We start from the raw sequence: 13,141 nt of genomic DNA on the forward strand, positions 1-13,141 counted from the left end.
TAGCGATGTTTCGCAGAATACTTATGGTTAACGCCTAGTTTTTTCCGAACGAATACACAAGCACGTCTTGCATTTCACAAGTAAAAGGCATTTTCACTGTGGATTTGACTGAGATGAATCGAGCAATATCGTCTTTTGCGCACTGGTTAACGGACAGAAAAGCCTAAGCTAAATTCAGATATTCGTTCCCTACCGCACCCGCGAAGGCGCGATTAAAACAGCGTTAGCCAGCAGCAAGTCCAAGCCATCAAGGTAGGCGCGGGTCGCAGGATCATGCGCGAACGCAATCGTCATACCCCGCCCTGTCGGCTGCGCCATCAGATAAGGCTTAAACGCCAGCTGACGGCGGTTCTCATTCCAGACATAGCCGCTTGCGATCAGGTCTTGAGCATCGGCAAAACGCAGAACATTGATGCCATCAGCGCGGTCCAGCGGAGTGTAAATCCGCGAACCTGTCGCCAACACCACCGCGCCCTGATCGTATCCCGCTGAAAGGAAATGCTCGCGGTCCGCAACGGTGTTCAGCAATGCTCCGGGGAGCGTGTCTGGCAACGCGCCTTGATCGGCGATTGCCTCGCGATATTCCTCCTCGCTCGCGATTTCGCTCGCTTCTGCCAAGCCTTCGCCTCCGTCGCCGCCGGCAGAGGGTTCACGGCCCAAGGCGGCTTCGCGCTGGGTCGTCAAAAGCGGATTGTCGCCGCCAGCAAAGGTAGCGAGGCTGCCACCCACCGTGACCAGCACGCCGCCGCGTTCAACAAAGCCGCGCAAATTGGCGACACCGCTTGATCCCAGATTGCTGCGCGGCGATCCCGATGGGACGACCACAACATCATAATCGGACAGGTCCGCCCGGGCGAAACGATGCGTACGGATCGGTGTCACGGGAACGCCTAGGCGCCGCTCAAGCACGTAGCGCATCGCCCCTGCGCTCAATTGAGAAATGCCCTCATCCCATGCAATCGCAATCTTGGGGTTAGCGAGCCTCACAAAGGCTTCACTACCCAGATTAGGGCCATCTTCGACCCAGCTGTCAGAAAAAGCGACCGTTTCAGCACCGATCTCGCGAGCGAGCTCTGACAGGCGAGCCATCTGATCGGGTTCGTTGTCTCCCGCGGCGAAGATCACCGTGCCGCGCGAATAGGTTTGGCCATCCTTAGTGAAAGCCTCGTCAGTGGAGCGGCCTACGATCCCTTCACGCAAAGCCAAAGCGACTAGGCGCGCCTGCCCGCTATCGGTCCACGGCACGGCGATGGCGAAGTCCCCAGACCCGGAAGCTTTGGGTGCGATGGGCGTCGTTGCTGCCAAAGCTTGCCCACCGACTGAGCTCGCACAAAGGCTCACATCAACACCTGACATCAGTCCAACCGACCAGGCGGTCACATCATACAATTCATGCGGCAAGTCTTCTGAACGCCGGCGCTCCTGCTCAGTGATAAAGTCACGCGGCAATTGCGTATCACGATCGAGCAAGCTGCGCACAAGGCGGGCTGCAGGCTGCGCTTGCGGGACGGCAAGGTAGCCTTGCGTGTAATTGCGACCACACGCGCTAACCGCACCATCGCGGCGGCGCACTTCGATCCCTTGCGCAGCCAGTCTGCGGCCAAGGCTCTCTGCATTCCAACGACGCGAGGAAAGGTCGATCAAGTAGGCCCCGCGCCCGGCTGCTCCATTGGCGTTGTCTGCACGGTAACTCGCAAAATCGCTCAAGAACCGGTCAGCATTTTGCGCCACGGCCTCTGCTGTGGAGAGGCTGGCGACAAAGTGATTGCGGACCGTCTCGGCATAAGTGAGCGTGGTTCCATCGCGCCGTTCCCAAACGAGCCCGCGTGCCGATCCTTGCTCATACGTGCTGCCAATTGCGCCCTGATGCGCGTTCCATGTGTCGCCATAGCCGGGATAAAACAGGTCGTAGACTTCACGCGTAAAGTACGGCTCACCCATGGCATCGAAATAAGAGGCGTTGTTGCGCCCGATAATGGCATAGGCGCGGCGCTGTGCGGCGGTAATGTTCGGGTTAATCGGCTCAGCCGCTGGCGAGAAGAAGTAGGTTTCGTCTCCGCCCATTTCATGCACATCGACCACCACGACCGGGTTCCATTCCCGGACCGCGGCGACTTTACCGCGCGTCTCTGGCTGACTCAGTGTGAACCAGTCGCGGTTGAGGTCAAACATGTAGTGATTAACGCGGCCGCTCGGCCAGGTTTCGTCATGCTCTGCCGCTTGGCGATCACCCGAAGGATCAATGCCAACTGCACCGCGAAAGTGATTGACGAAACGTGCGCGACCATCGGGGTTTTGCACCGGATCGAGCACCACGATTGTCTCTGACAATATCTGATCAACCCGTGCATCGCCCTGCGCTGCGAGCAGGTGATACGCCATCATCAAGGCTGCATCTGTCGACGAGATTTCATTGCCATGCACCGAATAGGCAAGCCACGTCACAGGAAGCGCCGAACCATTGCTCGCCCGTCCTGCGGCAACATTGGCAAGGTCGGCCTGAATTGCATCGAGCCCCGCCATGTTGCTTGGCGAAGTGAAGATCAAATAGTGCAGCGGGCGCCCTTCCCAACTCGTCGCATATTCAACCATGCGCACTCTGTCTGGCGCGGCCTCAACCAAAACTTCCAGATAACGCGTCGTCTCATCAGTGGACGTGATCCGTTCGCCTGGAGCGTGCCCCACCACTTGGGTCAAAGTGGGGATGGACGGGTCGAACTCACCGTCGATGAAGGACTGCGCTGAGGCTGCAGAAGCAAAGGCGGCAATGCTCGCCAGCAATGCAACACAGATGATCGCGACGCGGGCCGGAAGAAGGCGTGTGAGGGTCATAAATTTCAAGAAACCTTGAAGAGGAGAGATATCGCAACAATTCCCGCAATCGAGCCGCTTGGTCAAGCATGCCAATAACAAACAATCAGCATCAGCGCGCAAAAGCGTGCAAAGCTGCGTAACAAAATTGCCACGCATCACTGCATTTCGTTAGAATCCAAGGCGCGCAAGCTTGACACTTTTCCGCTCCTTGTCGACCTTGTTGCGTCGCACAAAAGTGCCGCCCACCCCAAGAATAAAGGGAAAGCCATGAAACCTCTCACAATTTCACGCACAGCGCTGTTGCTTGCAGCTGCCAGTGCAATGCCTTTTGCAGCTCACGCGCAAGAAGCCCCAGATGCAGATACGACTGATGCCCAAGAAGGCGAAGCTATCGTAGTCGTCGGCTCGCGCATTGCCCGCGACCCTAACATTGGGGCCCCTGCTCCGGTTCTTTCGCTTGATTCAGAGCAGCTGACCCAAGCAGGTACACCTGACGTTGTGGACGTGCTGCGCGACGTTCCAGCGCTTTCAACCTCGACCACCTCCGAAGGCTCAATCGACGGCATCTTCTCTCAAGCTGTAGGCCAGTCAATCCTGAACCTGCGCGGTCTGGGATCAAACCGTACACTGGTTCTGGTCAATGGCCGCCGCCACGTATCGGGCGTTGCCGGTGCGCAAGCGGTGGACATCAACTCTATTCCAACCGCTTTGATTGAGCGCGTTGAAACGCTGACCGGCGGCGCATCGTCGATTTACGGTGCTGACGCTGTGACAGGTGTTGTGAACTTTGTGCTCAAGGATGATTTCGAAGGTCTCCAAGCAAACGTTCAATCAGGCATTTCGTCAGAGGGCGATGGCTTCCGCGTCAATGCTGACCTCACCTGGGGCACGAATTTCGCGGATGGCCGAGGCAACTTCGTCGTATCCGCAGAATATGCACGCGGTGACGAACTTCAGTTCGGTGATCGCGGCTTTTCGCGCAACAATGGCTTGTTCGACGATCAAGCAAACCCAGCTCTGCGTTTGCAGACGGGTGAATTGAACGCGACAGATACGCCAAACTTCATCGCCAATGGAGCGGTTTTGGGCGGTCTGATCCCAACAGATACGACCGGCTTCACACCAACGGCGGCTGAGCAGGCTCTGATTGATCGTTCAGTCAACGCCCCTCGCCGCTTCATCGCTGGCGATCCACGCTTCTCGCTATCTTCAGCTGGAGGCATCGTTGCCCCTGGTGACATCGGTCTTAGCGATGGCCCGGACATCAATGGCAATGGCACTCCTGATTGCTTGGAATCTGCGGTTGGCTTTAACAGCACGTTTAACGCAGGCGCTTTCGGTCTCGCTGGCGGTTGTGCTGTCATCAATCCCGATGGCACAGTGTCAGTCTATCAGGACGGTCAGGTTACTGGCCTATTCAATCAATTCGGCGGCGACGGCATCCAAAACAACTTTGATGTGAACTCGCTGATCCCGGAAACAGAGCGCTGGTCGGTCAATGCCAATTTGACCTATGAAATTTCACCGTCGGCCACGTTGTTCTTCGAAGGCAAATATGTCTCGAACACTGCTGAGTTTCAGGCCCAGCCGAACACATTCTATGACCTTTTGACCATTCGTGCTGACAACCCGTTTATCACGCCCGATTTGCAAGAATTCGTTGCTCCGCTGTTTTTCGGCAATGGCACTGACGAAGGTCTATATCTCACGCGTGACCCAGCTGACCTTGGTCCAAACCGCAACCGAAACGAGTTTGAAACCTATCGTTTCGTCGGCGGCGTTCGCGGTGATATCTCAGACTACTTCTCATACGAAGTCGCCGCCAATTACGGCAAATTCTACCAAACCACGAATGACGCAAACCGCGTCATCACGGACCGGTTCTTCGCCGCAATCGACGCAACAACCGATGCAGCAGGCAACCCGATCTGCCGTTCAGACATTGACCCAACGGCCCCCGCGACAACGCCATTTGGTATTCCCGCAGGTAACCCTGGCTTCTTCAGCTTCAACCCAGGCGACGGCTCATGCCGTCCAGCAAACGTCCTTGGCGGGGTTGGCGCGATCAGTCAGGAAGCGATCGACTTCATCACCACCACGGTCGTGAACGAATTCCAGCTTGAACAGCTTGTCTTCAGCGCGACCTTCACTGGTAACACTGGCGCGTTCCTTGAGCTGCCGGGTGGCCCTGTTGGCTATGCGTTCGGTTTTGAATACCGCGAAGAGGAGTCGATCTCTCGCTTTGATCCACTCGTGCTTGGTATCGTGCCAGTGACCACTCCCGATGCCACCGCTGGCCAATTTATCGGCGACGCGACGGGCGGCGTGCAGAACTCGCTGGTATTTGACCCTGCAACGTCGACCTCCAATGCAGGAGGCCAATTCAGCGTCTATGATATCTTTGCAGAAACGCGTTTGCCGATCCTGGCAGGCGTACCATTTGCTGAAACGCTTGAACTTTCGGCTGCTGGTCGTTTCGCAAGCTACTCAACGGTTGGCGATACCTTCACATGGAACGTATCGGGTCTCTGGGCACCGGTAGAGGACATCTTGTTCCGTGGCACGTATGCAAAGGCGATCCGCGCACCAAACATCAATGAGCTGTTCAACCCAGCTCAAGGTGCGTTCTTCCGCCCGGTTGATCCGTGTGATGCGGGTAACCTTGTGACTGCTGCCGATCCGGCTCTGCGTCAGGCAAACTGTGAAGCTATCTTTGCTTCACTTGGGTTTGATCCGACATTGGGTACAGGCACATACTCTTATGTGGATCCGCTGACCGCTCGGTTCTCCGGCTCAATCAGCGGCAACCGCTTGCTTGAAGAAGAAGAGGCAACAACCTGGACTGTGGGTGCGCAAATCACGCCGCGTTTCCTTCCGGGCTTTGTACTCACTGTCGACTATTACAATATCGAGCTTGAATCTGCGATCAACGCAGTGAGCGCGCAGGATATTGTCGACAATTGCGTCGATTCAGCCAGTATCGTGAACGATTTCTGCGGTCTGGTAGATCGTAGCGGTGCAACAGGCGGCTTCAGCTTCCTGCGTCAGACCTCGGTCAACTTCGCCCGCCGGGAAACCGCCGGTATCGAAGCAACGATGCAGTACCGCTTTGATGTGGGGCCTTTGGACTTCACCTTCAACGCAGCGGGCACCTGGGTCGACAAACTGGATGACTTCTTCGATCCAAGCGATCCAACACTGGTCGATCCTGAGCTTGGTGAGCTCCAGCGTCCTGAATGGGCTGGTAATGCCTCTCTGACAGCAGCATACAATAACTTCAGCCTCACATGGGCGACCACCTACCTGGACTCGCAAGGTCTGCGTGCCGTTGAGATTGAGGAAGTTGGCGACACGGGCTCAGACACGTTCTCAACCGCGAACGGTCTCACCAGTGATGCATTCATTCACAACATCTCGTTCACCTTCGAGGCGACCGATATGATCAATGTCTATGGCGGTGTGAACAATATCTTCAACCGCAACCCGTTCCTGACAGAACAGGCCTTCCCGGTTAGCCCGGTTGGCACCCTGTTCTTCCTCGGCGCGACGCTGACGATGTAAGAACGGCGAAAGCCTGAACAAAAGGGCCGCGAAGCGTCATGCTTCGCGGCCCTTTTTGTATCGCAGCCTGAGAGACCAAATCAGGCCTTGTCATGCTCCTCGCGCGCAATGGCGTGCAGCCAGTCAGCATGTCGCGGCGCTGTCTTTGTCTCAGACCATTCATCCAGCATTGCGGGCGCAACGCGCTTTAGCTCGGCATATTGATCGTCCGTGCCGATATCAGCGGCAAGCTCGACCCGGTGGCCATTGGGATCGAAGAAGTAGATCGATTTGAAAATGCCGTGATGGGTCGGGCCAAGCACATCGATCCCTTGCGCCTCAATATGCGCTTTGGCGCTGAGCAACTGCTCTTCGGAAGCCACGCGAAAAGCCAAGTGCTGGACCCATGCAGGTGTGTTTTCATCGCGGCCCATATCGGGTTGATTGGGAAGCTCAAAAAACGCCAGAATATTTCCATTCCCCGCATCCAAGAAGACGTGCATGTAAGGGTCATAATCGCCCGTCGACGGCACGTGATCTTCAGCAAAGGCTGTGGTGTATTCCATGCCAAGCACTCGGCCATACCACTCGACCGTCTCTTTTGCGTCCTTGCAGCGATAGGCCACGTGGTGGACGCCGGCGAGGGCTGGTGTGGTGGTGGTCGAACTCATTCGGCAGGCTCTTTCTCAACGTCCAGCACGCCGCGCGAAATCTGATCGCGCTCAATGCTTTCAAACAGCGCTTTGAAGTTGCCTTCGCCAAAGCCATCATCGCCTTTGCGCTGGATAAACTCGAAGAATACAGGACCAACTTGCGCTTCGGCAAAGATTTGCAGCAGCAGGCGTGGTTCACCGCCTTCGGTGGTGCCATCTAACAGAATGCCGCGCATTTTCAGCTCGTCTTCGTTCTCACCGTGACCCGGCAGACGCTCTGAAAGCATCTCGTAATAGGTCGCAGGCGGCGCGGTCATAAACGGAACGCCAAACTCTTTCAGGCGGTCCCAGCACGCCACCAAATCTTCGCAGATCAGAGCAATGTGCTGAATCCCTTCGCCGTTGAACTCGCGCAGGAATTCCTCAATCTGGCCCTTGCCGCCTTCTCCCTCTTCATTGAGCGGAATGCGGATCTTGCCGTCAGGCGCGGTAAGCGCCTTTGACGTCAGGCCAGTATATTCGCCTTTGATGTCAAAAAAGCGGATTTCGCGGAAGTTGAAGAGCGTCTCGTAATAGTCCGCCCAATACTTCATCCGGCCTGTGTAGACATTGTGGGTGAGGTGATCGATCGTGTGGAAGCCGGCGCCTTCGGGATAGGGATCGACATCGGGCAAATAGTCAAAATCGATGTCGTAGATCGTAAGGCTCTTGTCCTCTGCACCCGCATAGCGATCAACCAAATACAGGATCGCCCCGCCAATGCCGCGGATTGCCGGAATGCTAAGCTCCATTGGGCCGGGTTCATTGGCGACAGGCTCTGCGCCTGCTTCAAGTAGGTGATCATAGGCTTTGGCCGCATCGCGCACCCGGAAAGCCATGCCGCAAGCGCTGGGGCCGTGTTCGCGTGCGAAGTACCAAGCAGCAGAGCGCGGCTCGTAATTGGCGATCAGGTTGATCCCGCCCTGACGCCACAGATGCACGTCTTTCGAGCGGTGCTTGGCAACGCGGGTGAAACCCATCGCTTCGAAGACGGGTTCCAATACGCCTTTTTCAGGCGCGCAGAATTCAACGAATTCAAAGCCATCAAGGCCAGCTGGATTTTCGAACAAGTCGCCAGGATGCATCGTCATGAGGTGCCTCGGAATGTTTCAATATAGTTACGTTTGAAACTAAATACGCGAGATGAGCGAATTTGTCAAAGGCCATTCGCACCAAACTAGCTTCTATTAAGCGAGGCGACCTATGCTGCGGCCACGATCATCCTGCGTGACTGTCAGTCTAAGGCCAAAGGGTTCGCCGCCCTCAAAAGCCGCGCGAGTGGCTTCATCCGACAGGTCAGCATTGCCAACCACCCGCTCACCGTCAGAATTACGGCCAATAAAGACCGCATCTTTGCCCTTCTTGGTGTGGTTGATCGTGTAACTTTCAACCGTCGCGCTATCGAAGGCACCTTTGGCGCGCGCCACGCCGTTGGTTGCTTTGGGGACCTCGGCATAGCGATCTGCGCCTGACCAATGCGCAGGCTCGGTGGAATAGATGCCGGTCGCATATTTGCTCATCCAGCCGCCGTTCGCGCCGACCAAAGCATAGGAGCCGCGCTCGTCTCTTAAACGCTCCACTGCCTCACAAATTGCATGGGCGGAGTAATTGTTTCCGGCGCCTCCAAAGAAGGGCAAGCCGCCTGTGAGCGTCAATCCGCGCTGGTCGTTTATCGCGAGACCAAAGTGGTCGCATTGGTTGAAAACGGGGATTGCAAAGCAGCTGTAGAAATCGAGGTGGGCCATATCGGCCATGCCCTTGCCCGCGATTTCCAGAGCGCTCTCTACTGACGCAATCGAGGCGGGATTGGCGGAAAGGTCCGGCCGCTCCGACAACTCGAGTTCGGTGGCTGAAGTCACAGCGTGGATATGCACCCACTTCTCCTCTGGCACACCCAGTTCGCGGGCCTTGCCAGCGCTTGCAATGATGATCGCTGCGGCTTGGTTCACTTGATCACGGGCGACGGTCATGCGCGCATAGGGTTCTGCCACGATCCGATTGCGATCGGTGATGGTCGCCAATTCCTCAGCACTGCGCTCTTTGGGAGCGGCTGCATGCGGGTTGCTCGCGGCAATCTTGGTGAAGGGCGCAAACAGCTCGCCAATATCGCGGCGATACTCGTCCAGTCCCTTGCTCAGCTTCGCCCGGCGTGCATTCTCGGCAATCGCATAGAGCGGGATTGCGCCTGTTGCGCCGTGCGCGAAAAGCGCTGGTTCAAGCATCCCGTCTAGTCCAAAACCGCGATCTTCAAGGTCACCTTCAACCTCTTCCGACCAATCAGGCTTTTCACCTTTGGCTGACAGCGCCAAAACGGTTGAGATCGCCTCAGACCCGACAATCGCCGTGCACTGGCTGCGACCAGCCGCAATGTCGGCAGCAAATTCGCCGACGAGCTTTTGATTGTACTGACCGCCGGTGGTTGAAAGGATTGCGCGCTCGGGGTTTGCACCGACACGCTTGGCAAAGCTGCGCGGCACATTGTTTGACCCGCCGAAGGGAGGCGCGCGGTCAGGACGCGACATCTCAAAGGCGCGAATAGCAGCGAGAGCATCAATAGCGCCCGAGACCGATCCGTTGGCGCCCGTATTTTCAATCGCCGCGCTCAGCGCACGCCCGCCAAGGTCCATGTAGGAGAGCGCCTGATAGCCGGGCTCTCCCACACGTTCCGAATACTGCCCTACCCCGATAATTACCGGAGTGTTGTCAGCCACTTCAGTCAACGAAGCCGTCCACGCGCTCCACAATGATAGCGGGCGCCATGCCGCCCGCTGCACACATGGTCACAAGACCGGTTTTGAGGTCGCGGCGTTCAAGTTCGTCTATGACGGTGCCGATCAAGATTGAGCCCGTCGCACCGATAGGGTGGCCCAACGCAATAGAGCCGCCATTTACATTGACCTTGTCCCAATCAAGCTCGAGATCACGCACGAACTTCGCCGCTACAACCGCGAAAGCCTCGTTGATCTCGAACAGGTCGATATCGTCGATGCTCATCTTGGCTTTCTCGAGAACCTTCTTCGCTGCTGGCACTGGAGCGTTCAGCATCAAGGTTGGATCGTCGCCCATATTGGCGGTTGCAACGATGCGCGCGCGCGGCTTCAGACCATGCTTCTCGGCATATTCCTTCGAGCAAACCAGAACGGCTGCTGCGCCATCGACCACGCCCGAAGAGTTACCAGCATGGTGGAAGTGCTGAATTTCTACATCGGGGTACTTTTGGTTGATGAGGCCCCGGAATGTCGTGCCATTGGCATCCAGTGGAACGTCAGCGATCTTGGTGAAGGCCGGATCAAGCTGGCCCAACCCTTCCAATGTCGTTTGCGGACGCGGATATTCCTCGCGGTCTAGGACCACAGTGCCATCGTCGAGCGTTACTGGCACGACGGATTTGTCAAAGCGCCCTTCGCTGATCGCTTCTGCCGCGCGCTGTTGCGAGCGGTAGCCCACCTCATCCAGCTCTTCACGGGTGAAGCCTTCAATAGTAGCGATGGCGTCACCGCAAATCCCTTGGTGTGATTGCGGGTGCACTTTTTGCAGGCGGTCATTGTAGCTGCCCATCATTGGCGGCTTAAGACCCGCTTGCATCTTCTCTTTCGACATGGCCGCGGTCAGGCTCATCATCTCGGTGCCACCTGCGACAACACAGTCTTCCATGCCGCTCATGACTTGTGCTGCCGCCAAGTTCACCGAAGTGATCCCACCGCCGCAGAAACGGTCGAGCGTGGTGCCGGAAGAGGTAATGTCATAGCCCGCATCAAGCGCAGCCATCCGGCCAAGGTCGCCCGCTTGCATGCCGTCCTGAGTGGAGACCGACCAGATCACATCATCAACGGTCGAGGTATCAAGCGAGTTGCGCTCGGCAATCGCTTTAAGAACAGTCGCGGCCAGATGCTGCGGGTGCTGCTCTGCCAGAGCGCCCTTGCCCTGCTTGCCAATCCCACGCGGGGTGCGCACTGCGTCGATGATGTAAGCTTCGCCCATGATGTTCTCTCCAAATCTCTCTAGAATCCAGTTGACGTTTCCGTAAACCGCCTGCACTCCATACACAAGGAATGAGTTTCAATTTAAAATGTCAATTGGGAGTGAGAGCATTGTCCGACACGCAAGAAGTCCTGACCGAAGTCGATAACGGCGTTCTGGTCGTCACCATCAACCGTCCCGAAGCAAAAAACGCGATGACCAAGGCTGCGTCCGAAGCAATCGCAGCCGCAATGGACCGCCTCGATGCTGAAGACGATCTGCGCGTTGGCATCCTTACTGGAGCAGGCGGCACATTCTGCTCTGGCATGGACCTCAAAGGCTTCCTGCGCGGTGAGAGCCCAAGTGTCGAAGGACGTGGCTTTGGCGGTGTGGTTCAGGCTCCCCCTGCCAAACCATTGATCGCAGCTGTCGAGGGATACGCGCTTGCAGGCGGGCTTGAGCTGATGATCGCGTGTGACCTTGTCGTTGCCCATTCGGGCGCGAAATTCGGTATTCCGGAAGCCAAGCGCGGCCTTGTCGCAGCAGCGGGCGGCGTCATGATGCTGCCAGACCAAATTCCTGAGCGGATCGCGATGGAACTCGCACTCACTGGTGATTTCATCGATTCAAACCGCGCCTATGAGCTGGGCCTGATCAACACCGTCACCGATGGTTCGGCGCTTGATGGTGCAAAGGCGCTTGCCGCCAAGATCGCCGCAAACGGCCCGCTCGCCGTGCGCGTGTCCAAGCAGATCATCAAAGAATCGCGCGGATGGGCGATGGAGGATCGCTACACCAATCAGGGCAAGCTGATCGCGCCGGTCTTCGTGTCCGAAGACGCCCGCGAAGGCGCAGCTGCCTTTGCTGAAAAGCGCGCGCCCAATTGGAAGGGCAAGTAATTTGATGCGAGGGCGCGCCTCCAGACGGGGCGTGCCCGCGTAACTTTTGGGATCAAAGAGGAGAGAGACATGCCCGTCATTGACGTGCCACAGCCTGCATTCATGGAAGAGGAAGAGATTGCGATCTTTGCGGATGCCGTGGGCAAATTTTACCAGCAACACGCCCCTGAAAAACGCGTCCAATCCTGGCGCGACAATGGACAGGTAGAGCGTGAGTTCTGGAACGAAGCGGGAGCCGCTGGCTTGCTCGGCGTCTCCGTGCCTACCGAATATGGCGGACATGGCGGCGACTTCCGCCACGACATGGTTGTCCTTGATCAGCAGTCAAAGCACGAAGTCGATGGCTTTGCAGCGTCCCTGCACAACACCATCATTCTCCCCTATCTTGTGCGTCACGGCACCGAAGAGCAGAAACAGAAATATCTGCCGAAGCTCGTGACGGGCGAATTGGTGAGCGCGATTGCCATGACCGAGCCAGGGGTTGGTTCTGACTTGCAATCAATCACCACAACCGCGCTGAAAGACGGCAATGGCTACCGGATCAATGGGTCAAAGACCTATATTTCAAACGGCCAGACTGCAGACTTCATCGTCGTGGTCGCCAAGACCGATCCCAATGAGCGCGCCAAGGGTATTTCCCTGATGCTGCTCGAAACAGAAGGCGCAGATGGGTTTCAGCGCGGCAAGAAGCTCGACAAGATCGGGATGGACGCTGCCGATACATCTGAGCTGTTCTTCGACAATGTCTTTGTGCCTGCTGAAAATGTCCTTGGCGGGGTCGAAGGCAAAGGCTTTTACCAGCTGATGGGTGAGCTTCCTCAGGAACGCCTTGTGATTGCTATGGGCGCCTGCACGGGGATCGAGAAAGCACTCGATACGACGATCGAATATGTGAAATCGCGCAAGGCTTTTGGCCAAACGATCTGGGACTTCCAAAATACGCAGTTTGTGCTTGCTGACTTGAAAGCGCGTGGCACTGCGGCGCGCGTATTCGTCAATGATTGCATCGCACGATTGCTCAAAGGCGAGCTTGACGTCGCGACCGCTTCGATGGCCAAATATTGGTGCACCGAATTGCAGGGCGAAGTGGTCGACAAATGCTTGCAGCTCCACGGCGGTGCTGGCTACATCAACGAATACCCCATCGCGAAAATGTATCGCGACGCACGTATTACGCGGATCTTTGGTGGCTCAAACGAAGTCATGAAGATGCTGATCGCAAGGTCCATGTAAGCA

General features: G+C 56.7%; 8 protein-coding genes. 3 read left to right on the forward strand and 5 right to left on the reverse strand.

Features of this window, described 5'->3' with window-relative positions:
- Window positions 1–189: 189 nt before the first annotated feature.
- Window positions 190–2,832 carry a M14 family metallopeptidase gene (locus AC0V6N_RS11355; protein WP_486171659.1) on the reverse strand — a complete coding sequence of 881 codons (2,643 nt, stop codon included), beginning with the start codon at window positions 2,830–2,832 and terminating at the stop codon, window positions 190–192.
- A 249-nt stretch (window positions 2,833–3,081) separates the two neighbouring features.
- Between AC0V6N_RS11355 and AC0V6N_RS11360 the strand changes: the two genes are divergently transcribed.
- Entirely contained in the window at window positions 3,082–6,375 is a 3,294-nt protein-coding gene (locus tag AC0V6N_RS11360; protein WP_486171660.1) for a TonB-dependent receptor domain-containing protein, read from the forward strand.
- A gap of 80 nt (window positions 6,376–6,455) precedes the next feature.
- On the opposite strand, the gene AC0V6N_RS11365 is transcribed toward AC0V6N_RS11360, so the two are convergent.
- The 4 genes from AC0V6N_RS11365 to AC0V6N_RS11380 all read right to left on the reverse strand — a co-directional run bounded on the left by AC0V6N_RS11365 (window position 6,456) and on the right by AC0V6N_RS11380 (window position 11,027).
- Window positions 6,456–7,025 carry a VOC family protein gene (locus AC0V6N_RS11365; RefSeq protein ID WP_486171661.1) on the reverse strand — a complete coding sequence of 190 codons (570 nt, stop codon included), beginning with the start codon at window positions 7,023–7,025 and terminating at the stop codon, window positions 6,456–6,458.
- The gene (gene hppD / locus AC0V6N_RS11370; protein WP_486171662.1) at window positions 7,022–8,137 is read right to left on the reverse strand and encodes a 4-hydroxyphenylpyruvate dioxygenase; all 1,116 of its coding nucleotides are present in this window, start codon (window positions 8,135–8,137) and stop codon (window positions 7,022–7,024) included. The genes AC0V6N_RS11365 and hppD overlap by 4 nt, the downstream gene beginning before the upstream one ends.
- Before the next feature lie 96 nt (window positions 8,138–8,233).
- Window positions 8,234–9,757, reverse strand: a complete 1,524-nt coding sequence (locus AC0V6N_RS11375) for an acetyl-CoA acetyltransferase (protein WP_486171663.1) — start codon at window positions 9,755–9,757, stop codon at window positions 8,234–8,236.
- Between the two features lies 1 nt (window position 9,758).
- Complete coding sequence (locus AC0V6N_RS11380) at window positions 9,759–11,027, reverse strand: acetyl-CoA C-acetyltransferase (RefSeq protein WP_486171664.1); 1,269 nt, start codon at window positions 11,025–11,027, stop codon at window positions 9,759–9,761.
- Window positions 11,028–11,098: 71 nt separating this feature from the next.
- On the opposite strand from AC0V6N_RS11380, the gene AC0V6N_RS11385 reads away from it, so the two are divergent.
- Entirely contained in the window at window positions 11,099–11,905 is an 807-nt protein-coding gene (locus tag AC0V6N_RS11385; protein WP_486171665.1) for a crotonase/enoyl-CoA hydratase family protein, read from the forward strand.
- A gap of 69 nt (window positions 11,906–11,974) precedes the next feature.
- Window positions 11,975–13,138, forward strand: a complete 1,164-nt coding sequence (locus AC0V6N_RS11390) for an acyl-CoA dehydrogenase family protein (protein WP_486171666.1) — start codon at window positions 11,975–11,977, stop codon at window positions 13,136–13,138.
- Window positions 13,139–13,141: the final 3 nt, after the last annotated feature.

It is taken from the genome of Erythrobacter sp. S57(2025) (genome assembly GCF_057365055.1).